Here is a 24914-nt window from a genome sequence, read left to right on the forward strand (position 1 = left end):
GAAATATTTAAAATCAATAGCTATACAATGGAATATCAGGCTTATCCGATCAAAGAAATTGTAATACTAATTGTTCCCATTCTTCTTCCAAAGATAGGTCCGGGCGGATTTTCCGTGCTTTGCTATACCAGTAATCGGCATTCCCAATATCACCTTCTTTACGGTGAAGATAGGCATGGACCCATGCTGACGCCTGATCATTCAGATGATCAACCTGTGCATGTGCTTGATGCCAATCACCTTTACCATCATACCAAAGGCTTTTTAATTGCACAGAGAGCCCGCTAATGGGTTGTTCTGAATTTAATGATGCTTCAAATTCCTTTAGAGTTTTCATTGAGCGTTAGTTTTAATAATAACGTAGAAAACGTGATTTATACATGAAACTTTTATAGATAAGAAGATGGTCATACCTATAATTCGATTTCATTACCGGCATCAAATTATGCTATCTTCATAAAGATCCTAAATTAATAAGAAAAATTAAGCCGGTTCCCGGTTATTAGATCAAACATAAAATAAAGTTCCGGCCGATATGACATTGTCATGCCAGTCGGGAATATGTTTCATCACAATTAAAAATTCAAGATGATTTCACCGCACTCTTTGAAGTTGCGCGCAATAGGTATAGTAAAAAAAGCCTTCAACTTTCGCTGAAGGCTTAGTAGCCCGTAGGGGAAGGTTTTCGAACCCCTTTTTAGCGGATTTGCGCCTAACAGCTGCTTCATAGCTTATGATATTTGCCTATACTTTAATTGCTTAAATTTCGAGCGGTGCGATAGGACTCACCATCAAAACACAGTTTTTCGGGATACATCAAACTAGCTTCTTCGTTTGAGAAACATATATATATTTGCGCTGATATCTTAATAATTATACCCAGCAATCATTTATATTAATCATGAAATTCTGTTTATACAAGTTCAATCCAAAAACCTTTGTAATATCTTCTTTCTGTTTCCTTGCCCTCCTTTTCATTACTTGCTATGTCCATGCACAAGAAAACAGCCCGTTTAGGACTGGCTTCGAGGAAACGATTTCGTCAAAAATATTGGCGCAGCAACGTAAAATTTGGGTACATATCCCCAATAGCAATGGAGGCGATAAAATTAAGAATAAGGGAAATTATCCTGTCGTTTATATACTGGATGGAAGTGAAAACTTCAACACTGTCGTAAGTATTACGGAGCACATGGAAGAATCAAGCCTTTGCCCTCCCATGATTGTAGTTGGCATTGTGCCTGTGGAAAGATTGAGTGAACTAACTACCGGTACGGATAAAGAGCTGCCTAATATTGTTGGAAATGGCGATAAATTCATATCCTTCGTAGAGAAAGAACTGATTCCTCATATCGATGCCAATTACCCTACCACAACCTATAAAACACTCATCGGTCATTCTCTTGGAGGCTTAACGGTCATCAATACCTTACTTCACCATCCAAATTCATTTAACTCTTATGTTTCTCTTGAAGCGTCCTTATGGTGGAATAACAAGAAGTCTGTTGAAGACGCAAAGACGATTTTACCCGCTCAGCATTACCAAGAGAAAACGTTATTTATGGCAATGGCCAATCGGATGGAAAGAGGAATGGATACGCTTAGTGTTCAAAAAGACACGAGCGGGTCTACTGCGCTTCTCCGCAGTAACTTAGAATTTATTAAAATTCTTAATAACAATAAAACGAATCAATTACGCTATGGCTACAAATTTTACACGGATGACAACCACCCTTCCGTAAGATTGATTGGAGAATATGATGCGCTTCGATTTATTTTTGCTTTTTACAAGCTTAAAATCTATGACAGTGAGCTGGCTAACCCAAACTTTAATCTAGATTCGGTACTGGTTGCACATTACAAAAAGGTCTCCGAAAATATGGGATACACCGTTAAACCAAGTGAGAGTCAGGTCAATATTCTAGGATACCAGATGTTAGGTAAAAAACAATATAAGAAAGCGGAAAACTTGTTCAAACTCAATATTGTCAACAACCCTTCTAACAGTAATAATTATGATTCACTTGGCGATTTGTACTTGGCAATTGGTGATAAGACTAAAGCTATAGAGGCTTTTAAAAAGGCTTTAACGTTGCAAGCAATTCCAGAAACAAAAGAAAAATTGGATAAGCTATTAAATGGTAGAAAAAGCTAATAAGTCATATTTTTTAGTGCTGATTAGCGCATGTTTAGATCCTCGGTAAGATTGGGAAACAGAGTTATTTGTAGTGCTACGCCTTTAAGTGGATCAGTCCGAAAGGTTGGGGGAATAAAAAATCAGGCATAGATATTTTGGAGTCTGAATAAGAAGAAAGCGGTATCTCTTACGCCTCTTGAAGTAGCTCTGAAAGCTTTGATCTTGGCGTTGAATGATTCGGCAGAAGCATTGGTGGCCCGGTTATCGAAGAAGTTCAGGATTGATTCATAGTGGGTTTTGACTGACCTTGCCACCGTACTGAACGCATCTATACCGGCAGTTTCCACGTCATTATACCAGATAGCCAGCCCTTTAAAAGCTTGTTGTTTGTTCTTACAGTTGGTAAAGATGCTGCCCAGCCGAATCGATAGCTGATAGGCCTTTTGTAATAGCGGATATTTATGGAATAATAGATCTGCCCTTTGCTTTTGTGACAGGTTCCATTTCGTATGATGTTTGAAAAGCAGGTAACGGCTCCGGGCTAACAGTTGCTTGAGCGTGTCGCCATTGCTGAACACTTCGGGTTGATAGCTTTGTTTATTCTTTTTAGCGTTATCATATGCAAGATTCTCGGCATCCAACGCTTCCCAGCGATATTTAATCCGCGCCTCCTGTACAGCATCATAAGCCAGCTTTTGCACATGGAATCGGTCGATCACCCGGCTGGCATTAGCAAAGCACCGGCGGATGGATTTGATCATGTTTGCCGCCATATCCATCGTTACTTCGCTGACCTTGTTCCGCTTACGTAATGGAATACGTTCCAACACGGCCATGATCTGCTCGGCCTGTGTGCCTTTTAGCATCGCTACAATCGCTTTCTTGCCGCCTTTGGCTGCTTTGTTGGTAATAATGGTGTAGAGCTCGCCATTGCTTAGGGCTGTTTCATCGATGCTTAATGACGGTCCGATATTATCCGGAAACAGCAGCCATTCTTCTGCATGCTCTTTTTGTGGCCAGGTATGAAAATCGCTTAGGTGATCTTTATACTGCTGTTGTAGCTGTTTTCCGTCGACGCTGTAAAGCCTGCCCAGCAAGTGGCAGCTGATCGGGTTATTATCCAAATATACCTTTTAAAAAAAGGCCGAATTCCGTTGTCATTCGTGCCCCTTTTCGTACTAAATCCCAGTCCCTGGTGATGACCTCACCGCTGGATTTTACTTCCCATCTGCGCCGTTTAATACAGAGTGCTACCTTATGACCACGGATCGGAAAGTCCTGGATAGCTGTTTCAGGCAGAAAGCCTTTTGACTCTATTTGTGCCTTTTCATAACCGGCAGGAGGCAGGTTCTTTTCTTCCAGGTAAATATTCAGCTGACCACTTTCTGACGGTTTAACGTCAGTCAGTTCAAAATAATCTAACAAGCCTTCAGGAAGTATAAGGCGGACCAGGGTTTCGTATGCGTTGGACAAGAGATCGTGTTTCGTTAAATACAAAACAAATACTTTTTATCTTATCCCACAACTTTTCTGCTTGACTCAACTTTTCTGCTTGACCCCTTTAAGTCATCTAATAGCATGCCCGGGTAAGCATATACGCTTAATTGAAAATAATTGCGAGTGTTCACACTCGCGTCAACCCACAAAAAAAGCCGCTCTACTTTCGTAAAGCGGCTTTGTAGCCCGTAGGGGAATCGAACCCCTGTTTCAAGAATGAAAATCTTACGTCCTAACCCCTAGACGAACGGGCCTTTTTTATTTTGTTTCCCTTGTTTTGGGATTGCAAAGATATAGCTTTACCGATAAATTAAAAATAAATTTTAAAAAAAATATTTACACCCTTATTTGTGGCTTATTTTGAGTTATTCTCAAACAAAATCATTCTTTCTTCTTTGTAAATCTTACCATGTTAAAGCTATCTTTATAAATAAATAAACATACCTCATGAAAGCAATTTGGAACGATCAGGTTATTGCCGAAAGCAATGACACCATTGTGGTTGAAAATAATCATTATTTCCCTAAAGAAAGCGTAAAAGCTGAGTACCTGGAAAATACAGACACCCATTCTACCTGCCCATGGAAAGGGCTGGCTTCTTATTATACACTTAACGTTAACGGCAAAAAGAACCCGGATGCTGCCTGGTATTACCCGCAGCCTAAGGACGCAGCCAGCCATATTACCAATTATGTAGCTTTTTGGAAAGGCGTTAAAATAACGGAATAACCATGAAAAAGTACGATGCCATTGTTATAGGTGCCGGCCAGGCCGGGGCACCACTGGCCAAAAAGCTGGCCCTTGCAGGTAAAAAAACCGTCCTCATCGAAAAGCGGTTTTATGGCGGCACCTGTGTAAACGACGGGTGTACACCTACCAAAACTATGGTGGCATCGGCAAAAGCGGCTTATATGGCTGTTAAAAGCGCAGAACTTGGTGTAACCGTTAAACGTTTCTCGGTTAATATGCCGTTAATTAAAAAGCGTAAGGACGATATTGTCCTTCGTTCGCGCAACGGGGGCCTGCGTGCTGCCGAAAAAACAAAAAATCTTGATGTTATATTTGGCGAAGCAAGTTTTACCAGCGATAAAACGGTAGCTGTGATGCTCAATAGTGGCAAAAAACAAACCCTGCAGGCCGATCTCGTATTTTTAAACCCTGGTGCACTGCCCACCATTCCAGAAATTGACGGGCTAAACGATATCAATTATCTTACCTCAACTACAATACTTGATCTGGATTATGTTCCTGAGCATTTACTTGTTCTGGGTGGTAATTATATCGGGTTGGAGTTTGGGCAAATGTTCCGCAGGTTTGGCAGCAAGGTTACCATACTGGAGAAATCGGACAGGATAGTATCGCATGAAGACGAGGATATTTCTGCCGAAATGCAAAAAATATTGGAAGCCGAATCCATAGTTATTCATAACAACACACAGGCCACCCGCTTTAAACAAAAATCAGGCGGCAAAATAACAGCTACCGTATCAATAAATGGCGAAGAGAAAAAGATCAAATGCAGCCACGTCCTGATCGCCATTGGCCGTACACCGCAAACCAAGGCGCTCCATCTGCAAAACACGGGTGTTGTTACCGACGAAAAAGGGAACATTAAGGTAAACGACAAACTGGAAACCTCAGCTTCGGGTATTTATGGCCTGGGCGATGCCAATGGCGGTCCCGCATTTACTCATATATCCTATAACGATTATACTATTGTTTATAGAAACTTAATTGAAAAGCAGGACTTGAATACCAAAGACCGGCCCGTACCATATTGCATGTTCACCGACCCACAACTGGGCCGGGTGGGCATTGATGAAACACAAGCCAAAAAACAGGGGCTTGATTACAAAGTAGCTAAACTACCTATGGCGCATGTAGCGCGCGCCATTGAAACCGGTGATACACGTGGCTTTATGAAAGCTGTTGTTGATGCTAAAACCAAGAAAATATTAGGCGCTACGGTCTTGGGCCCAGAGGGCGGTGAAATAATGACCGTACTACAGATAGCTATGGAAGGCGGTATTACGTATGACAGGATACGTTATTGCGTATTTGCCCACCCGCTTTATTCCGAATCATTAAATAACCTGTTCATGACCCTGGAGGATTAACATTAGCTTATGATAAAAGTTGATCGAGTAAGTAAAAACTTCGGCAAAGTTAAAGCCGTTAACAGCATCTCTTTTGAGGTTCAGGAACAAGAGAATATGATATTGCTGGGCACCAGCGGCTGCGGCAAAACTACTACGCTTAAAATGATCAACCGGCTTATTGAGCCAACCGGCGGCGATATTTTCATCAACGGAAAAAATATCACTCTTGAACAACCCGAAATATTACGGCGAGGCATTGGCTACGTGCTCCAGAATAATGGGCTCTTTCCACATTATACCGTGGCCGAAAATATTGCGATTGTACCACAGCTTTTAAAGTGGGATAAAAAGAAGACTGAAAACCGCACCGCCGAACTGATGGAAAAGCTGCACCTCAGTTCCGACTATCTACACGTTTATCCAAATGAATTAAGCGGTGGTCAACAGCAACGGATAGGATTGGCCAGGGCCCTGGTATCAGATCCGCCGGTTTTACTGATGGATGAACCTTTTGGCGCGCTTGATAACGTTACCCGTTCAAATATCCATAAGGAGTTTAAGGCCCTTGATGAGCTCAAAAGGAAAACCATTATCATGGTTACCCACGACGTGCAGGAAGCCTTTGAACTGGCAGACCGCGTATGCCTAATGGATAAAGGAGAAATTATACAGGCAGGCACCCCGGCTGACCTACTGTTTAAACCGGCCAGCGAATTTGTTGAAGGTTTTTTGAAAGATCAGCGCCTGCAATTGGAGTTTAAAGCCATCAAACTAACCGACATCTGGGAATTATTGCCTGAAAGAAGTAAAGAAGGTGACAGCCTAGCATTAACTGCCAATACCGATCTGTGGACAGCGTTGGAAAGTTTCAAATTTACCCAATCTGAAACCATTAACATTAAGGAACAAAACCAAATAAAAACAGTTGGTTTTGAACAGCTCATGTCGGCCTTTAATCATTACAAAAACCAACAACGGTATGACTGAGCACCAGCAAACCCTGTTTGAGTTTATGCAGCAACAGGCAGATAAGCTGGCTGTGCAAACCCTGCAACACATTGGGCTCACTTTTATTTCCCTGTTTATAGCGGTGCTTATTGGTTTACCTTTAGGCATTCTCATCGCACGTAAAAAACAATTATCAGGGTCGGTTTTAGGTATTGCCGGCGTGCTGCAAACCATTCCGAGCATTGCCTTGCTTGGGTTTATGATCCCGCTATTAGGTATTGGCGCCAAGCCCGCTATTGTGGCTTTGCTGCTGTATGCGCTGCTACCCATTATACGCAATACCTATACTGGCATTACCGGGGTTGATGCTTCGGTAAAGGAAGCTGCCGTTGCTATGGGTATGAGCAAATGGCAGGTATTGTTCATGGCAGAGCTTCCACTGGCTATGCCGGTTATACTGGCGGGTATCCGCACTGCTACTGTGATTAATGTGGGGGTGGCAACTTTAGCCTCCTATATAGCAGCTGGCGGCCTGGGCGAGTTTATTTTCGGCGGTATCTCTCTTAATAATACCAACATGATACTGGCAGGAGCTATTCCGGCTGCGCTGCTGGCTATTATTTTCGATTTCCTGTTATCGCTGGTACAAAAGCTCAACTTCAAAAAAATAAGGGGCAGCGCCTATGCTTTGCCTGTTGTACTTATACTATTATCATCATTTTATTTTATTCCAACTGCCTATGGCGGTAAGCTTACTGCTGGTTTCACACCCGAATTTATGGGCCGGCAGGATGGCAACCTGGGCTTGGAGAGCAAATACGGTTTAAAGATCCACACCATCGTGATCAGCGATGCCGTGATGTATAAAGCCGCGTATGAAAAACAATTGGATGTAATAAGCGGCTATTCAACAGATGGCCGCTTAAAGGCTTACGGATTGGTAGTTTTAGATGACGATAAGAGTATTTTTCCACCTTATTACGCTGCACCCATTGTTCGGGAAGATGCACTCAGGAAATTCCCGGAGCTCGAAAAAACGCTGAATTTGCTATCGGGCAAAATAAATGATAGCATCATGACAGATTTAAACTACCGTACTGACTATCTTCACCAAAGCCCAGAGAGAGTAGCTAAAGATTTTTTGGTAGCCAATAAGCTGTACAAACCATCACGCAATAGCAATGGGGGCGTTGTACGCATTGGGTCAAAAATATTTGGAGAGCAATATATATTGGCCAACATGTACAGCATGCTAATAAAGGGCTATACCGATTATAATGTTTCAACTAAAACAGGTTTGGGCGGCACTAAAATTTGCTTTGATGCTTTAACCAATGACCAGATAGATTTTTATCCGGAATATACCGGTACCGGCTTACTGGCCATATTACAGGCTCCGCCGAAAACAATTAGTGAGGTAACAAAAAATAAAGACAGCACCTATAAATATGTGCAAAAGGAATTTAAAGATAAATATGAGGTGAAATGGCTAATGCCAATTGGCTTTAATAATGCCTATGCCTTAATGATGAGAGCACAACAGGCAAAAAGTTTAAATATTAAAACAATTTCTAACCTCAAACGATATTTGAATAGTAAGTAGTTCAATGGATTTAACCGATTGTTATAAAAAAGTCCGCCAGCGCACGGAGTATATTTGCAGCCCCTTGCAAACCGAAGACTATGTAGTGCAACCTGTAGTAGATGTTAGCCCGCCTAAATGGCATATCGGACACACTACCTGGTTTTTTGAAACCTTTATCCTCAAGCCCTATTTTATGGGCTATGAAGAGTTTAACTCCAATTACAATTACGTATTTAACAGCTATTACGAAACTGTTGGTAACCGGGTAATCCGTACCGACAGGGGTAATTTGAGCCGGCCTACTGTTAATGATATTTACCAGTATCGCGCTTACGTGGACGAGGCTATGGAAAAATTCCTGAGTGTTGAGCCTGCTGCCGATGTAAAAGAACTGATCATACTGGGTTTTAACCATGAAGAACAGCACCAGGAACTCTTGCTAACAGATATTAAATACATTTTAGGCCATAACCCCTTGTTCCCACCTTATTCCACCACCTATGTATCGCCTCATGCCGAAACCGGGGAGGCTGAATTTATTAAGATGGATGAGGGTATATACGAAATAGGCTTTACCGGAGAGGGCTTTTGCTTTGATAATGAACTTAACCAGCACAAGGTGTATTTAAACGCTTATGAAATAAGCCCCCACCTGGTAAGCAATGCAGAATACCTGGAATTTATGAACAGCGGTGGATACCATGATTTTAGACACTGGCATGCCGAAGGGTGGGACTGGGTAAAAGCCAATAATGTTGAGTCACCTCTTTATTGGCATTTAATTGATGGCGAGTGGAACAATTACACTTATCACGGCCTCGAATCACTCAATTTAAAAAATCCAGTATGCCATATCAGCTATTTTGAGGCTTATGCCTATGCGTCATGGAAAGGCCTTAGGCTACCCACAGAATTTGAATGGGAAGCTGCGGCGCCAAAATTTAGCTGGGGTAAAAGCTGGGAGTGGACAGAAAGCTCTTACCTGCCTTATCCTGGTTTTGCCAAGGCCTCGGGCGCCATTGGCGAGTATAACGGTAAATTTATGGTAAACCAAAAGGTATTACGGGGGGCATCAGAAGTTACGTCGCCGGGGCATAGCCGTATTACTTACCGCAATTTTTTTCAGACAAACTTACGCTGGCAATTTACTGGCATAAGGCTTGCTCGTTAATTGGCATCAAATATCAAAATATATGGATTCTACCTTAACACAAACAGAACTGAATAAATCATCAAAAACAAAAACCGATTTGTTTTATGATGATGTGATAGCCGGTTTGAAATCGACACCCAAGCGGTTAAATTCAAAATATTTTTATGATGCCAATGGCGATAAGCTTTTCCAGGAGCTGATGAACAGCCCGGAATATTATCCAACCAATTGCGAACTGGAAATATTCTCAGAAAAAACTGCTGAAATTGCAGACTCCATTATTGGTGATGGCGATGCTTTTGACCTGATTGAGTTGGGCGCAGGCGATGCCATGAAATCAACCTACCTGCTCAAGTATCTGGTATCAAAAAAGGCCGACTTTACTTACCTCCCTATTGATATTTCTGAAAACGTAATATCATACCTGAACATAACCTTGCCTGTTACTTTACCAGGCCTGAAAATTACCGGACTTAACGGCGAGTATTTTGACATGATGGAGAAAGCTGCTTCCATTTCATCGCGCCGTAAGGTGGTTTTGTTTTTAGGATCGAATATTGGCAATATGGCGGTAAATGATGCTATTGAATTTTGCCGGGAACTGCGCAAGCACTTATCATCCGGTGATATGGTGTTGATCGGCATGGATCTTAAAAAAGATCCCAAAGTGGTGCTTGCTGCTTATAATGACAAAGAAGGCATTACCAGGAGGTTTAACCTCAATCTGCTGGAGCGTATAAACCGGGAGCTGAACGCTAATTTTGATATTGATAAGTTTGAGCATTACCCAACCTATGACCCCGAAACAGGAGCCTGCAAAAGCTATCTCATTAGCACTGTGGATCAACAGGTAACCATCAATGGCAAAGAAACCATTTCGTTTTTAAAGGACGAATATATTTACATGGAGATATCCCAAAAATTCACCATAATGCAGGCCGATCAAATTGCCATAAACACAGGCTTTGCTCCCGTAGGTCAGTTTTTTGATACCCGAAAATGGTTTATTGACGCTATTTGGGTAGCTGCATAACCGTTGATTTTTTTGATTAAATGATTTCGCTGATGATTTTTGGTATAATATTAAATCAGCGAAATCTTTTTATCATCTAAATCAATTGTCAAAGTAATTTCGGGTTAAGTTCCGAGTCAATGATCTCTCCAATTGGCTTGCCCATCAGCCATTTTTCATGATCATTTTTTTGCCATTCATTTTTATGAGGAGTAATGCGCGCGCCATCGGCTACATAAATAATGGTCATTATCTCGCGCATTTTATCAGAGTTATTACCCGGTGCGTTGTGTATGGTAAACCCGCGGTGCCAGGTGGCGTCGCCGGCTTTCATGGTTTTAGCGCGGCTAATTTCAAATTGCTTTTCCTTTACATAATCATCATACAGGCTTTCAGATTCGTCTGATATTTCATGATTAAATACAGCTCCGTTAACATAAGATCTGGATGCAAAGGTGAGCATTCCCATCTCCACGTCAATGTCAACCAGGGGCATCCACATGGTAATGGTATTATTGGTATCAATGGGCCAGTAATACTGGTCCTGGTGCCACGGGGTAGGGCCACCACCCGGTTCTTTAAACAGGGCCTGGTCATGGTAAATCCTTACGTTTTCAACCCCCATCAAATCGGCAGCTATTTTGGCCAAACGTTTAGCTTTAACAAACTTTTTGCTGGGCTCATCTACCCGCCATAAATTCATGATCTGCAGAAAAGCTTTTCCATAAGTGTCGCGCTCGTCCAGTTTGCGCTTTTCGGTATTATACCTGTCGGCAGCATCAACAATTACCGGTCTGTAAGCATTTATTTCTTCCGCAGAAAGTACATTTCGAACTAATGTATGTCCCTTTTCACGGAACTCCTGAATTACCTCTTCAGGCAGTTTTTTAAAATTATCCAACCCCGGTAAATAAGAAACCTGTGTATTCATAATTTTTTTAGTTTATTTCTCAAAGTAAGTTTATCTTTATGTTAAGAAAAATGAATTGAGTGGCGTAAAAGTGGAGTATTTTATCCCTATATTACGCAAATTTACTTTTTACGCTAAAATATGCAATGATTAAAGCCTCTTACGAAGTTGTTCAACCCGCAAACAGTCAGTCATTCCTTGTCAGAAAATTTGACAGGCTTGCATTTGATGCGCCCTATCATTTTCATGATGAATATGAGCTAACCTGCGTTATAAAAGGCAGTGGCAAGCGATATGTTGGCAGCCACATGGAAGACTTTGTTTCTGGCGACCTGGTATTGCTGGGCCCGAACCTGCCGCACTGCTGGAAATTGGAAGGAAGTGAAATACCCACTGAAGAGGCAAGCGCCATAGTTATTCAATTTAATGATGCTTTTTTAGGCGATGACTTTTTTAATAAGTTTGAACTGCAGCTTATAAAAAAACTCTTTCAAAAGAGCGCCTGCGGCATTTTATTTCACTCAGATACACAGGCCGAGGTAAACCACCTGTTGATGGCCCTTGTTGAAGAAAAAAGCAATTTCAGGATCCTGATATCACTGCTGGAAGTATTGCAGCGAATGGCCTCATCAGACGAGTATATATTACTTGACCAACACCGTGTGATAGCAGAACGTTCGCTGGCCGAACGTGAGCGTATAAACCCTGTGTTAGCTTATCTGGTAGAAAATTTCAGAAAGCAGGTTTCGCTGGATGCGGCCGCGAGCATAGCCAACATGACCACCAACGCGTTTTGCAAATACTTTAAAAAGGTAACCCGCAAAACATTCATGGAAACAATTATTGAATACCGGTTAAACTATGCCATACAGCAGCTGGTACAAACAGACAAGCCTATATCAGAAATATCATTTGAAAGCGGCTTTGGCGATGTGTCACACTTTTACAAAATGTTTAAAGCCAAGATGCACCTGAGCCCGCTCAATTATCGTAAAAGATTTATGCGTAACCTTCTCACCGGGGATAAAAAACAATCGGCCTGACAGCAGATTGGCAGCAATATCAGGATACGCTGATGATGCCGCGTTTTATGGCATATATCACCAGGCCCACCAGGTTTTTTGAACAGGTTTTTTCAAACAAACGTGCCCGGTAACCTTCAACGGTGCGTACGCTCAGAAAAATTTTATCGGCAATTTCCTGGTTGGAGCATTCCTGGCAAACCAGTTTCAGCACCTCTATCTCGCGCTCATTAAGGTCGGCCTTGTTATTAGCGACGCTTTCGGTATGCTCGTTGGTAACCAGTTGTTTAATAAGGGTTATTGACAAGTGCTCATTAAAGTAGAAACCTTTGTGATATACGGTTGATATAGCTTCGATGATCTCCTCGGGTTCGGCATTTTTAAGTAAATAGCCCGATGCGCCGGCCTTCATCATATCAACAATGTATTTATCTTCATTAAACATGGACAACGCCAGTACCTTTACATGCTTATAATGCTGGTGCACATAATTAGTGGTCTGGATGCCATCCATCTCGGGCATTTTAATATCCATTAACAATACATCCGGAACTTTATCGGTAAGCAAGCCTACCAGCTCTTTGCCATTAGATGCCTCTAATATCAGGTCAAAATCTTCACAATCTTCCAAGGTTGCTTTTAAACCATTCCTGAAAATTTTATGATCATCTATGATGCCTAATTTAATTGTACCCATTGTTTAACAAATAGTTGGCTAAATATAGGTTAAAGATATAAACTATGCTATTTTTAATTTTATAGTTGTAAGTGTGCCGCCCAGCGGCTTACTGTAAATATTAATTTCGCCGTTTATAAGCTGCACCCGGCTCTCGAGGTTTTTAATACCGAATCCTTGTTTTACCTCATTTAATTTAAAGCCCACACCATTGTCTTTAAATTCCATAACCATATATTTCCCCTCCTGCGTAACAGACATCTGTATAACTGTTGCATCGGAGTGCTTAATGGCATTACCAAAAAGTTCCTGGGCTATGCGGTAAAGCGCAAGTTCAATTTCGTGCGGAAACCGCTGGTCTGTTATCCTTTTATCAAATTTTACCTTAATCTGCGTGTTTTGCTCCACTTTATTGCTTAGGGCTTCAAGCGCCACCAAAAAGCCATAATCGGTAAGCACAGGAGGCAAAACGTTATGAATAATATTGCGTATTTCCTGTATACATTCATCAGTAAGCCGACGGGTATCAGCCAGCAGGGGCTGGGTACTTTCGCTTATGCAATTTTTATCAATCCGGTGCAGATTGAGTTTTATGGCCGATAATACTTGCCCAACGCTGTCATGCAAATCCTCTGCAAGGCGTTTGCGTTCGCTTTCCTGTGTTTCAAAAACAGCGTTCATCAAATCGCCCTGCCGTTCATCGTGCAGCGTGCGTAATTCTGCCTGACTTTTTATCATTTTGCGCTGATAAATGATCACGAAGAAAAACAAACACGTAATTAATACAACAACTACCAGTGTCCCGATAATTAATACCGGGATCAGGCTGTTTTCTGTGGTTTGCAAAATAGTCCTACCGAATATAGTATGTTAGCAATGATGTTGCTTATACTGTTAATAACATAGTAATTAGGCCTGTCATCAACAGGTATTTGTGTAAATATCATAAATAAAAATATATTAACTGAAGAATAAAAAAGCACTCCTGCATTTATCCAGAAAAGCCCCTGTTTTTCGATATCAATATATTTTAACGGATTTAGTAATTTATAAAAGTAAAATAACGACAATATAATCAACAATATAGCCGAAGCAGTGCTTGATATAGACGGATATTCTAAAAAGTTCCAGTTATAAATAAGCATAATACCCAAAGTTATAACTGAAAGAATTACAGTAGTTTTTTTTTGAACGCGATTAGTAAACAACTTGTAATAAATCACTGCAAAAAAAACCACTGTAACTATAATATTAACGTGTATTAAAGGCATGTTGTTTTTTGCTCCGTTATTGGCCAAAACCCACATCAACGGATCAAAAAGAGATGAAATAAGAAAAAAAAGCGCTGCGATTTTTAATACCTTATCGAGGTTTTTATAATTATAAAAAGCAACCAGTACCGGAAAAAACCCAGATATAGTTGAAAGAATGTCCAATACTGTACTTAAAGGCATGCCTTACTTTTTTACCTGTTATATGCGGATATCCCAATTTTAATTATCACCACTTAATTTACCTTTAGGACAGCCTGCAGAACCAGGACATGGATGAGAGCGATCTGCTACAACATTTTCTGCGGGCGCCGCGGTCAGCTTAAAAGTTTTCACACTGGTTGAAACTGCCATATCATTCTTTTTTTCATTTGGCAATTGATCTTCTCCATCTTCGTCAACACCCACTATTACGAATTTTTTTTCACCTTCGGCATTTGCAACAACTTTAATAAAAAAGTTTCCAACCGATACAAAAAAACGCTGCCAGCCACTTAGCTGATGACTATTTGCGTAATAAATACGAATACCAAGACACCCTTCCTGCTGTAGTATCCTGTTCAATATCTTTTGCCCAAAAAATTGAGATATAGTTGTCTTTGGGTTACGGTGCCGATAATTAGTTGTTAAAACAATTGCTTCGTCAAGTTCAATCGGGGCTCCTTCATCGCCGGTAATAACACCTCGTGTTGGTTTAGTTTGTGTTGCTGTTGTTGTTTCCATGATTTAATTAATATTGAATATTTAGGGAATTTTATGCCTAAAACTAACATTAATTGACTATTCTTTCAATAAGCTTATAACCTATAGTAAAATTTAACATTTTAAAAAAACAACATAACACACTAATAAACAGATACTAACACCAATGCTGTAATTTACACGTACTGGTATATTACGTAGTTTTACGTATTAAAAACTGTAGTACTACGCAGGCTAATATTTACCTATATGGCAGTGATATCATCAATATTACACTTATCGTTATATATTAATTCCTGAATAAAAGTGATGCTCGCTCGTTACCAACAATACTTATTAACATGCATGAATAATTGTTAATAAGTATTAACCGGTGATTAATATAGTAATATTAATTTTTATTATTAAGTTTATAATAAGCAAATCTTAACCTAAAATTAATAAACTAATGACCCCAATAAGAGCTACTGCCAAAGTTGAACCACAATGTGTAGGTGGATTCATTAGTAAAAGCAGATACAATGAGCTTACTAAAAATTTCAAAACCAGCTTTCCGGGCGAAACAACCTTTGTAATGCTCTCTAAATCGGCTATAGAGACTATTCTTAGCGATAGCAGTGTGTCGGGCATAAAATTCATGAACGGCATTGAAAATGTTAATGTCCCATCATCACGCATACTTGTTTTGATACCGGCAAACTACACCAGTAAAGGCAGCCTTCCAATCTCGCTGATTAAAGCCGATGGTTTTTTAACTAATAAGGGGGATAATATTTCGTTAGAGCAAACCTGGCAGGTATTATTTAACCATGTGCTTAACTACAAAAAGACAAATATCGATACCCATTATACCAAAATTAACCGGGGCTCATTTATGGGCCGGAATATATTAACCGAACTGGTGGACAAAGCTAAAGGAGATACACTTATTTATCATTTTGGATATGATATAGAAAACAATTACCCCTACAAGGCACTTATACAGCCGGAAGCGAACGGTATCCCAATAGGCGACGAATCACATCCATGCCCGGGCTCAACCGGATGCCCTAAAAGCATAGAAGAAATGTGCGCACTTACCCGCATCATCACCAACCTTGTTGATAATGATCCCGATGGGCAACTAAATGAACTGCGAGCCTTCAGGGATAAACTATTGCAAAATAGCCTGAGTGGTGCCGAAATTGAAAAATATTATACCATTTCGGCTTCTCTGCTCGAAACTATTGACATGGAGCCCAATCACGACCTTATTTATGAAGGCATATACCAAGCGTATATTAAACCTTCCCTGCATTCATTAGCAAATCATAACGAAGAGGCGGCTTATATCATCTTCCGCGAAGCGTTGGAGCATCTTACCACTACTTATCTGTACCAATAGGCTGTTAATATTTAATAAAAAAGGGTACTGCATAAGAACAGTACCCTTTTTTATTAAAACAATCTTAATATATACGAAAATTCATATACAATAAACACAACTACGAGGATAGAGTGGAACACACGATTGTTTACCTTCATAGCCACCATACACAACAAAAAGTGTGAAATGTTACGAATAGGGTATTCAATACCATAATGATGCATATAGGCTTCACCTTTAATGAAGGTATCTACTATGTCCATTAAATAGCTAAACCCTAATATCCCGAATACCCATTTTCTGCGCGAATAAAAATAATCTTCATAATCTTTATAATCCTTCAGGTCATCCGGATATAGCAAAGCACAAACAGAGTAATAAATAACTATGTAAAGAATTACAAAAAGATACTCTGCAAACACCCAATGCTTAATATCATGCAAATTATACTCCCACCACCAAAAATGGAGCAGCAAAATAAACAAGTAAAACGACCAAAGGGAATGTACCCAATATGGTTTGCTGCGCCCCGGGTGCTGAATTTGCTTAGCGGCCCCTCTTAATAAATGGGTAATACTAAGACCTAAAATAATTCCAATTGCTGATTTAATATGACTAAAAGTGTCCATAGGTGACTGTGATGCAGGGTAATACTGATTAAAAATAGAAATTTTTAATCAGTATTTTATTTTCATAATCAGCACAATGGACAAGCTGCCTAAAATATAGCCTCGGCAATGCGCCTGGTTGGGCCGGCGTTGCTCATGGTATAGAAATGCAATACCGGTACACCAAACTTCACCAGTTCGCGGCATTGGTTTATCATCCATTCAATACCCATATCCTTTACCTCTTTTTCTGATTTGCAACCGTTAATGGCATCGCACAAATCTTCGGGCATATCAATATGGAATGTTTTTGCCAGGTTAATCAATTGTTTTGACGAGGTAATTGGTTTTAAACCCGGGATAATAGGCACGTTAATACCATTGGCCTTGCAGTTATTTACAAAGTCGAAATATTTTTGATTGTCGAAAAACATCTGGGTAACGATAAAATTGGCGCCCATATCCACCTTTTGTTTCAAATACTTAAAGTCGGATTTAAGATTAGGGGCTTCAAAATGTTTTTCGGGATAGCCGGCAATACCGATACAAAAATCAGTTTTAAGGCTCGAATCGCTGTGCTCATGCAGGTAAATACCATTGTTCATGTTCGCTACCTGCTGCAGCAGGTCGGTAGCATAGCAATGCCCGTTAGGGGTAGGTACAAATGAGGCATCGCCGCGCCGTGCATCACCGCGCAGTACCAGCACATTCTCGATGCCTAAAAACTGCAGGTCAACCAACCCGTTTTCGGTTTCATCTTTGGTAAAACCGCCACACAGTAAATGCGGAACCGTATCAACCTTATACTTGTTCATGATAGCTGCACAAATAGCGATAGTGCCCGGCCGTTTACGATAGCTCAGCTTTTCAAGTAAGCCATTGGCGTGCTCTTTATAAATATAATCTTCGCGCAGCGAGGTTACATCAATAAACGGCGGCTTAAACTCCATTAAAGGATCAATGGCATCATAAATACCCTGTATGCTTTGTCCCTTTAAAGGCGGTATCAGTTCAAAAGAAAATAATGTTTTGCCGTTGGCGTTTGCGATGTGTTCGGTAATTTTCATTCTCCGGGTTCGGTTGTATAATTCGTCTATCCATCCGTCATTGCGAGGTACGAAGCAATCTCTATACTATACAGAGCAGATTAGCCTGCTTACGTAGAGATTGCTTCGTACCTCGCAATGACATTTGTTTTGTTTCTATTTTATATTAATAATTAATATTAGGGCCCAACCAGCGCTCTACTGTTTCCAGATCCATCTCTTTACGTTTGGCATAATCCTCTACCTGGTCTTTACTGATCTTGCCCAAACCAAAATAGCGGGCCTGCGGGTGCGCGAAATAGAAACCGCTTACAGAGGCAGCCGGTGTCATGGCCAAACTCTCGGTCAGGTGCATGTGGGCATTATCCTCGGCCTTCAGCAGATCAAACAGTGTAGTTTTTTCCGTATGATCAGGGCAGGCGGGATAACCCGGCGCCGGACGAATACCCTGGTACTCTTCCTTGATCAGCTCATCGGCACTCAGCTGCTCGCTTTTGGAGTAACCCCAGTATTCCTTACGTACCAGTTCATGCATTTTTTCGGCAAAGGCTTCGGCCAGTCGGTCGGCAAGGGCCTTGGCCATAATGCTGTTATAATCGTCATGGTCGCGTTCAAACTCTGCCACCAGCTCATCGCAGCCAATACCGGTTGTTACGGCAAAGCCACCGAAGTAATCGGGTACGCCACTTTCTTTAGGAGCGATAAAATCAGACAGTGCATAATAAGGATCGTTCTTCACCTTTTCGGCCTGTTGGCGCAGGGTATGGATACGGGTTAAAAGCTTGGTACGGCTTTCGTCAGTATATAATTCAATATCATCGCCCACACTATTAGCAGGCCAGAAACCTATTACACCACTGGCTTTTAGTAGCTTTTGATCTACAATTCTCTTTAACAGATCTTGAGCATCGTCAAAAAGCTTTTTGGCTTCGTCCCCAACAAACTTATCGGCAAATATTTTCGGATAGCTACCGCGCAGTTCCCAGGTATGGAAAAACGGTGTCCAGTCAATGTACGGCACCAACTCTTCCAGCGGATACGATTCAAATACCTTTGTACCGGTAAAGGCTGGTTTAGGAGCAACGTCACCATCCAGACTGATCTGGAAACGGCCTTTACGAGCTTCGTCGATGCTCACAAAGCGCTTATCTGATTTTTTATTCAGGTGTGCTTCGCGTGCTTTGGCATATTCATCTTTTATACCTTGTATATACCCGTCTCGGTTGTCCTTATTCATCAAACTGCTGCAAACCGTTACACTACGTGATGCATCAAGCACGTGTATGGCTGCGCCCGAATAATTTGGGGCAACTTTAACCGCTGCGTGGATACGTGATGTGGTAGCCCCACCAATAATAAGCGGAATGGTAAATCCTTCGCGCTCCATTTCTTTGGCAAAATGCACCATTTCATCAAGCGATGGGGTTATTAACCCACTAAGACCAATAATATCTACCTCTTGCTTCTTTGCTTCTTCTATGATCTTTTGCGCAGGTACCATTACCCCAAGGTCAATTACCTCAAAGTTATTACAGGCCAGCACCACACCTACTATATTTTTACCAATATCGTGCACATCACCCTTAACGGTGGCCATTAATACTTTACCGGCGTTAGCGCGGCTTCCGCTGGAATCTTCTCCGGCGTCAATAACCCTTTGTTTTTCAAGCTCTATAAATGGCAGCAGATAGGCCACGGCCTTTTTCATCACCCTGGCCGATTTTACAACCTGCGGCAAAAACATTTTGCCGGCGCCAAACAAATCACCTACGATGTTCATGCCATCCATTAATGGCCCTTCTATCACTTCAAGCGGTTTGCTGTAAGCCTGGCGCGCTTCTTCCACATCGTCATCAAGGTATTCAATAATACCTTTTACAAGAGCATGAGATAACCTTTCCTGTACCGTTCCTTTGCGCCATTCCTCATCACGCACTACCTCTTTGCCTTTACTTTTTATGGTATCGGCATATTCAACCAGGCGCTCGGTAGCATCGTCGCGGCGATTAAGCAGCACGTCCTCTACCAGCTCGAGCAGAGTTTTATCTATCTGCTCATACACCTCCAGCATACCGGCATTTACAATACCCATATCCATACCTGCTTTTATGGCATGATACAGGAAGGCAGAGTGCATAGCCTCGCGTACCACATTGTTACCCCTGAAGGAGAATGATATATTACTTACCCCACCGCTTACTTTGGCATGAGGCAGGTTTTGTTTTATCCAACGCGTTGCCTCAATAAAATCGACAGCATAGTTGTTATGCTCTTCAAGCCCGGTGGCTACGGTTAATATGTTAGGGTCAAAAATGATATCCTGTGACGGAAAACCTATTTCATTCACCAATATATTGTAAGAGCGCTCACAGATTTCTTTACGGCGTTCCAATGAATCGGCCTGGCCGGTTTCGTCAAACGCCATCACTACAGCAGCGGCACCGTAGCTTAATATTTTACGGGCATATTCTTTGAATTTTTCTTCGCCCTCTTTCAGGGAGATAGAGTTCACAATACCTTTGCCTTGTATACACTTTAAACCAGCCTCAATAACCGTCCATTTAGAGGAGTCGATCATGATAGGCAATTTGGCAATATCGGGCTCAGAAGCAACCAGGTTCAGGAATTTCACCATCACCGCTTCCGAATCGATCATGCCCTCGTCCATGTTAATATCTATCACCTGCGCGCCGCCTTCTACCTGTTGCAGGGCAACGGCAAGGGCTGCTTCGTAATCTTCGGCGAGTATCAATTTGGAAAACTTCGGCGATCCGGTAATGTTGGTACGCTCGCCCACATTCACAAAAATGCTTTCGGGTTTTATGGTAACCGCTTCCAGGCCGCTCAATCGCAAATCGGGTTCAATCTCCGGGATTCTTCTTGGCGGGTACTTAGCTGCTCTTTCGGCAATACATTTTATATGCTCGGGTGTGGTGCCGCAGCAGCCACCCACAATATTAACCAAACCGGCTTTTATAAAATCATCAACCTGGTGCGCAGTTTCGTGCGCGGTTTCATCGTACTGACCAAACTCATTAGGCAGGCCCGCGTTTGGATAGGCAGATATAAATACATCAGCTTTTTCAGACAATTCGGCCAGGTGAGGGCGCATTTCTTTGGCACCCAAAGCACAGTTTAAACCTACCGAAAGCAGGTTGGCATGGCGTATAGAGTTCCAAAACGCCTCTACTGTTTGGCCAGACAAGGTACGGCCCGAAGCATCAGTAATGGTACCCGAGATCATAATAGGTAGTTGCTTGCCCGACTCATCCGCATAACGGTGAATAGCAAACAAAGCCGCTTTAGCATTAAGCGTATCAAATATGGTTTCAACCAGTAACATATCAGACCCGCCGTCAACTAAACCCCTAACCTGGTCATAATAAGCATCGGCCAGATCATCAAACGTCACAGCACGGTATCCCGGGTCGTTTACATCGGGCGACAAAGACGCGGTACGGTTTGTCGGACCAACGGCTCCGGCTACAAAGCGCGGTTTATCGGGGTTCCGTTGCGTGTATTCATCGGCTACTTCACGTGCCAGACGTGCACCTTCAAAACTAAGCTCGTAGGCAAGCTCTTCCAGCTTATAATCGGCAAGCGAAATTATCTGGGTGCTAAAGGTATTGGTTTCAATAATGTCTGCGCCCGCGTCAAGATACTCAGCATGTATTGCCTTAATAATATCGGGGCGTGTAATATTGAGCAGGTCATTATTGCCCTGCAGATCGGTTGAATGATCTTTAAAACGCTCCCCGCGAAAATCGCGCTCGGTTAATTGGTACCGCTGTATCATGGTACCCATTGCCCCGTCAATTACCAGTATGCGTTTCTCTAATTCTTTTCTAATATCCATTGTTATCAGTTGCCTGTTTTCGGTGGCGTGTTGCGGGTATCCTCTAATAAACTAATGAACTGCAAACATGCAAATCACTGGCAACAGAAGCCTGGCAACACATAACAGAAAAAATATAGCTTATTCGAAAAGTCGGGTGTATGATTGACTTTCGCTTATCTGTCCCAACATTTTGTAGCTGTTGAGTAGAATGTAGCACCTTGTTAAGTACAGGTTGCTAAGACATCGCAGGGTCTAATCCCTCCGCCTTTCTCTATAAGCAATGCAAAGGTGCACAATAAAGCTTTAATATGCAATAGCCTGACCCTTTACAAAATGTGTATACAAAGTAAATTTATGTTAACCAAAAAAAGCTGCCTTTTCGGGGCAGCTTTTAATAATAGTTTCTTGCTTGTTATTATCTTCTTCTGCCAAATAAACGCAGTATCATCAGGAAAAGGTTGATGAAATCAAGGTATAAAGTTAAGCCACCCATCAATGCCATTTTTGAGGCAGATGCATCACCATATTCTAAACCTGCACCTATGCGTTTCAGTTTTTGCACATCATAAGCGGTAAGACCAACAAATACTGCTATACCCACATAACTAATGATATAATCTAACTGGCTGCTATGCATAAACATATTAACTACGGATGCTATGATAATACCAATAAGCCCCATCATCATGATAGAACCAAACTTAGTAAGATCTGTATTGGTAGTATAACCGGCAACCGCCATTACGCCAAAAACAGCAGAGGTGGTTATAAACACGCCTAAAACCGAGCCGGCTGTAAAAACCAAAAGTATGTAACTTAAGCTAACGCCCATTATCGCCGAAAACGCGACAAACAGGAACGCCAATACTCCGTACGACAGTTTGTTGAACCCAAAAGAGATGATTAACACAAACGCAAGCGGGGCAAACATTACAATAGTACCCAAGCCTGTGTTACGACCTGTAGCAGGATCAATAAGCATGTTAAGCAGGGCTTGGTTTTGTGCAAAGAGAAATGCGCAAAAAGCAGATAGCCCAAGAGCCACAAACATCCACACAAATACGTTGGCTATAAATTTGCGTGATGCGTCTTGTTCGTTTACTTGTATTACGTTTTTATAAACGTAGTCAGGATCTTTAATTTCCATTTGTATTAAAAATTTAATACTCAAATTTACGAATAAAAAGTGAATATAGCATGAAGGATTTGGGGGACTATGAGACTTTTGGGACTTTAGGACGAACGACAAAAGAATCTTTTGTCTCATAGTCACTTCGTCCCAAAGGTCCCAAATTCCTTATTCCTTTTTGTTTTGCCTTACCAGGTTTCCCTGCAATTCAGGGTTTTGCGCTGGCAGGTTTTTTACTGATTGTTCAACCTCGGTTTGATGGATGTGCACCGCGTAATCTGCCGGTGCAATATGACTGCCGCTGGCTTCGGCATAAACCTGCGTAAATTCGGCACCGATATACAGAATGGCCGACGTATAATAGATCCATACCAAAATTACAATGATAGAACCGGCAGCACCATAAGCCGAACCCTGAGCGGTATATTGAATATACAGGCTGATGAGATACTGACCCAGCATAAACAGCAATGCGGTAAAAAACGCGCCCGATCGCACATCTCTCCACTTAATTTTCACATCGGGCAGAAACTTAAATATAATGCCGAACAAAATGGTGATCACTACCACGGTTATGCCCAGGTTTATGGCTTTTAACAACAGTCCCGTTACAGCGGGTAAAAAATGTTCTATCTTCTTCCCCAGTAAATCAACTATAAAATTTACCAGTAATGACGCCAGCAATAAAAACCCCAGACTGATGATAAGAGAAAACGATACAAACCGGTTTTGCAACAGCTTAACCCAACCGCGTTTCGGTTTTGCTTTAACACGCCAGATGATATTCAGGGAATCTTGTATCTCGATAAAAATACTGCTTGCGCCTACTAATAAGGTTATTGTGCCAATAATAACCGCCATACCCGATTTTCCCGAAAGCTGTAGATGTTTTAGCATAGACTGTATCTGGGCTGCTGCCTGTGTGCCAACATAACCCTCTATTTGCGGATACAGTTTATTGGTGGCTGCGTCCTGTCCTAAAAACAAGCCTGCGAGCGAGATAACGATGATAAGCAATGGCGCCAATGAAAACACGGTGTAGTAAGCCAATGACGCGCTTAATTTTAAGCCATTATCATTTGAAAAGCCCGAGAATGTGGCCATTAGTATTTTCCACAGTGCCTTGAGGTACTCTTTGCTAAAAAATTTCATACCGGATATTTTACTGTTCTCCATCGAACAATAGCTTAGCAATTTTAATGCCTTACGACTTAAAGCTACAAATTAAAGTGCCGAAAACGGAATATCAAGTAATTCATATTGAGGCCATCCGTTAAAATCATAGTGCCACCATTCAGTATTCAACACCTTAAATCCATGAGCCTGCATAACGGTTTTAAGTAATTCACGGTTAGCAAACTGCTGTTTTGTGATAGCCGGATAATTGGCCGCCGCCTTTCTGCTAAAACTGTCAAATCCGGTGGGCATATCCAGTTCCTTACCGGTTTTAAGATCAATAATACTGAGGTCGATAGCACAGCCACGGTTATGTTTGGAGCCTTTTCGGGGGTCGGCCACAAAGTTGGTATCGCTGGCCATTTCATAAAACTTAACGGTAACCGAGTATGGGCGGTAGGCATCATAAATTTTAAGCCCGAGGCCGCGGGTTTTCAAATCAGCCTCTACCGCCTGCAGCGCCTTTACTACCGGCAGGCGCGCATAGGCTTTTGGCTGCTGGTACATGCGCCGATGCATAAAGTTGTTTGTGGTCGCGTATCGTATATCAAGTACAATGGTTGGGATGTACTGTTTAATTTCAACCAGCTGCTTATCGGGATTAGCCTTTACCTGTCTTTTATAACGGGCAGTTCCGCTAATTTTTGTACTATCAATGTATTTATAATGCTGCGCCCGGGCACTGATCCCCGCAACAATAAAAAACACTGCAATGAGGTAACCGCGCATAGATAAGTAA

23 protein-coding genes, 1 tRNA gene and 1 riboswitch are annotated in these 24914 nt (G+C 41.7%); of the genes, 9 read left to right on the forward strand and 15 right to left on the reverse strand.

The annotated features are described in order from the left end of the window. Positions 1 to 49: 49 nt before the first annotated feature. On the reverse strand, positions 50 to 337 hold the full coding sequence (locus SNE25_RS01025) for a hypothetical protein (RefSeq protein ID WP_321563232.1): 288 nt from the start codon (positions 335 to 337) through the stop codon (positions 50 to 52). 564 nt (positions 338 to 901) lie between these two features. Between SNE25_RS01025 and SNE25_RS01030 the strand changes: the two genes are divergently transcribed. Beyond that, positions 902 to 2155, forward strand: coding sequence for an alpha/beta hydrolase-fold protein (locus SNE25_RS01030; protein ID WP_321563233.1), 1254 nt, complete (start codon positions 902 to 904; stop codon positions 2153 to 2155). A 122-nt stretch (positions 2156 to 2277) separates the two neighbouring features. Here the strand turns inward: SNE25_RS01030 and SNE25_RS01035 are convergent, their stop codons facing one another. The 3 genes from SNE25_RS01035 to SNE25_RS01045 all read right to left on the reverse strand — a co-directional run bounded on the left by SNE25_RS01035 (position 2278) and on the right by SNE25_RS01045 (position 3888). After that, positions 2278 to 3261: an ISAon1 family transposase gene (locus tag SNE25_RS01035; RefSeq protein ID WP_407666945.1), complete on the reverse strand. Its 984-nt coding sequence runs from the start codon at positions 3259 to 3261 to the stop codon at positions 2278 to 2280. Next, positions 3254 to 3610 carry an ISAon1 family transposase N-terminal region protein gene (locus SNE25_RS01040; RefSeq protein ID WP_321560923.1) on the reverse strand — a complete coding sequence of 119 codons (357 nt, stop codon included), beginning with the start codon at positions 3608 to 3610 and terminating at the stop codon, positions 3254 to 3256. Before SNE25_RS01040 ends, SNE25_RS01035 begins: the two co-directional genes overlap by 8 nt. A gap of 206 nt (positions 3611 to 3816) precedes the next feature. Then, positions 3817 to 3888 (reverse strand) — tRNA-Glu (locus tag SNE25_RS01045). 193 nt (positions 3889 to 4081) lie between these two features. Here SNE25_RS01045 and SNE25_RS01050 point away from each other — a divergent pair. From SNE25_RS01050 to SNE25_RS01075, 6 genes are read left to right on the forward strand one after another with little or no spacing between them, the layout of a single operon-like run. After that, positions 4082 to 4363 carry a DUF427 domain-containing protein gene (locus tag SNE25_RS01050; RefSeq protein WP_321563234.1) on the forward strand — a complete coding sequence of 94 codons (282 nt, stop codon included), beginning with the start codon at positions 4082 to 4084 and terminating at the stop codon, positions 4361 to 4363. Positions 4364 to 4365: 2 nt separating this feature from the next. Beyond that, positions 4366 to 5751: a mercuric reductase gene (locus SNE25_RS01055; RefSeq protein WP_321563235.1), complete on the forward strand. Its 1386-nt coding sequence runs from the start codon at positions 4366 to 4368 to the stop codon at positions 5749 to 5751. Between the two features lie 9 nt (positions 5752 to 5760). Beyond that, complete coding sequence (locus SNE25_RS01060; RefSeq protein ID WP_321563236.1) at positions 5761 to 6720, forward strand: ABC transporter ATP-binding protein; 960 nt, start codon at positions 5761 to 5763, stop codon at positions 6718 to 6720. Continuing rightward, positions 6713 to 8284: an ABC transporter permease/substrate-binding protein gene (locus SNE25_RS01065; protein WP_321563237.1), complete on the forward strand. Its 1572-nt coding sequence runs from the start codon at positions 6713 to 6715 to the stop codon at positions 8282 to 8284. The genes SNE25_RS01060 and SNE25_RS01065 overlap by 8 nt, the downstream gene beginning before the upstream one ends. A 4-nt stretch (positions 8285 to 8288) precedes the next feature. Beyond that, a complete protein-coding gene (gene egtB / locus SNE25_RS01070; RefSeq protein ID WP_321563238.1) occupies positions 8289 to 9437 on the forward strand; it encodes an ergothioneine biosynthesis protein EgtB in 1149 nt (382 codons plus the stop codon). Positions 9438 to 9459: 22 nt separating this feature from the next. Then, a complete protein-coding gene (locus tag SNE25_RS01075; RefSeq protein WP_321563239.1) occupies positions 9460 to 10452 on the forward strand; it encodes an L-histidine N(alpha)-methyltransferase in 993 nt (330 codons plus the stop codon). 88 nt (positions 10453 to 10540) lie between these two features. On the opposite strand, the gene SNE25_RS01080 is transcribed toward SNE25_RS01075, so the two are convergent. Further along, entirely contained in the window at positions 10541 to 11362 is an 822-nt protein-coding gene (locus SNE25_RS01080; protein ID WP_321563240.1) for a phytanoyl-CoA dioxygenase family protein, read from the reverse strand. A 125-nt stretch (positions 11363 to 11487) separates the two neighbouring features. Here SNE25_RS01080 and SNE25_RS01085 point away from each other — a divergent pair, with 125 nt between their 5' ends. Further along, positions 11488 to 12384 carry an AraC family transcriptional regulator gene (locus SNE25_RS01085; protein WP_321563241.1) on the forward strand — a complete coding sequence of 299 codons (897 nt, stop codon included), beginning with the start codon at positions 11488 to 11490 and terminating at the stop codon, positions 12382 to 12384. 19 nt (positions 12385 to 12403) lie between these two features. Here the strand turns inward: SNE25_RS01085 and SNE25_RS01090 are convergent, their stop codons facing one another. The 4 genes from SNE25_RS01090 to SNE25_RS01105 are packed head-to-tail and all read right to left on the reverse strand — an operon-like array spanning position 12404 to position 15033. Next, the gene (locus SNE25_RS01090; RefSeq protein ID WP_321563242.1) at positions 12404 to 13060 is read right to left on the reverse strand and encodes a response regulator transcription factor; all 657 of its coding nucleotides are present in this window, start codon (positions 13058 to 13060) and stop codon (positions 12404 to 12406) included. Between the two features lie 42 nt (positions 13061 to 13102). Next, complete coding sequence (locus tag SNE25_RS01095; protein WP_321563243.1) at positions 13103 to 13885, reverse strand: sensor histidine kinase; 783 nt, start codon at positions 13883 to 13885, stop codon at positions 13103 to 13105. Next, positions 13861 to 14493: a hypothetical protein gene (locus tag SNE25_RS01100; RefSeq protein WP_321563244.1), complete on the reverse strand. Its 633-nt coding sequence runs from the start codon at positions 14491 to 14493 to the stop codon at positions 13861 to 13863. The genes SNE25_RS01095 and SNE25_RS01100 overlap by 25 nt, the downstream gene beginning before the upstream one ends. Before the next feature lie 39 nt (positions 14494 to 14532). Further along, entirely contained in the window at positions 14533 to 15033 is a 501-nt protein-coding gene (locus SNE25_RS01105) for a hypothetical protein (protein WP_321563245.1), read from the reverse strand. Positions 15034 to 15460: 427 nt separating this feature from the next. Here SNE25_RS01105 and SNE25_RS01110 point away from each other — a divergent pair, with 427 nt between their 5' ends. After that, positions 15461 to 16396 carry a hypothetical protein gene (locus tag SNE25_RS01110; protein WP_321563246.1) on the forward strand — a complete coding sequence of 312 codons (936 nt, stop codon included), beginning with the start codon at positions 15461 to 15463 and terminating at the stop codon, positions 16394 to 16396. Between the two features lie 53 nt (positions 16397 to 16449). On the opposite strand, the gene SNE25_RS01115 is transcribed toward SNE25_RS01110, so the two are convergent. From SNE25_RS01115 to SNE25_RS01140, 6 genes are all read right to left on the reverse strand, one after another. Next, complete coding sequence (locus SNE25_RS01115; protein WP_321563247.1) at positions 16450 to 17007, reverse strand: hypothetical protein; 558 nt, start codon at positions 17005 to 17007, stop codon at positions 16450 to 16452. Positions 17008 to 17096: 89 nt separating this feature from the next. After that, a complete protein-coding gene (gene metF, locus SNE25_RS01120) occupies positions 17097 to 18053 on the reverse strand; it encodes a methylenetetrahydrofolate reductase [NAD(P)H] (protein ID WP_321563248.1) in 957 nt (318 codons plus the stop codon). Between the two features lie 145 nt (positions 18054 to 18198). Beyond that, complete coding sequence (metH, locus tag SNE25_RS01125) at positions 18199 to 21888, reverse strand: methionine synthase (RefSeq protein ID WP_321563249.1); 3690 nt, start codon at positions 21886 to 21888, stop codon at positions 18199 to 18201. Positions 21889 to 22040: 152 nt separating this feature from the next. Beyond that, positions 22041 to 22150, reverse strand: a riboswitch (SAM riboswitch). Positions 22151 to 22285: 135 nt separating this feature from the next. After that, a complete protein-coding gene (locus SNE25_RS01130) occupies positions 22286 to 23017 on the reverse strand; it encodes a Bax inhibitor-1/YccA family protein (RefSeq protein WP_321563250.1) in 732 nt (243 codons plus the stop codon). Between the two features lie 150 nt (positions 23018 to 23167). Further along, positions 23168 to 24151 (reverse strand): YihY/virulence factor BrkB family protein, encoded by a 984-nt coding sequence (locus tag SNE25_RS01135; protein ID WP_321563251.1) that lies wholly within the window; start codon positions 24149 to 24151, stop codon positions 23168 to 23170. A 72-nt stretch (positions 24152 to 24223) separates the two neighbouring features. Further along, complete coding sequence (locus SNE25_RS01140) at positions 24224 to 24904, reverse strand: M15 family metallopeptidase (RefSeq protein ID WP_321563252.1); 681 nt, start codon at positions 24902 to 24904, stop codon at positions 24224 to 24226. Positions 24905 to 24914: the final 10 nt, after the last annotated feature.

It is taken from the genome of Mucilaginibacter sabulilitoris (genome assembly GCF_034262375.1).
Taxonomy (GTDB): Bacteria; Bacteroidota; Bacteroidia; order Sphingobacteriales; family Sphingobacteriaceae; genus Mucilaginibacter; species Mucilaginibacter sabulilitoris.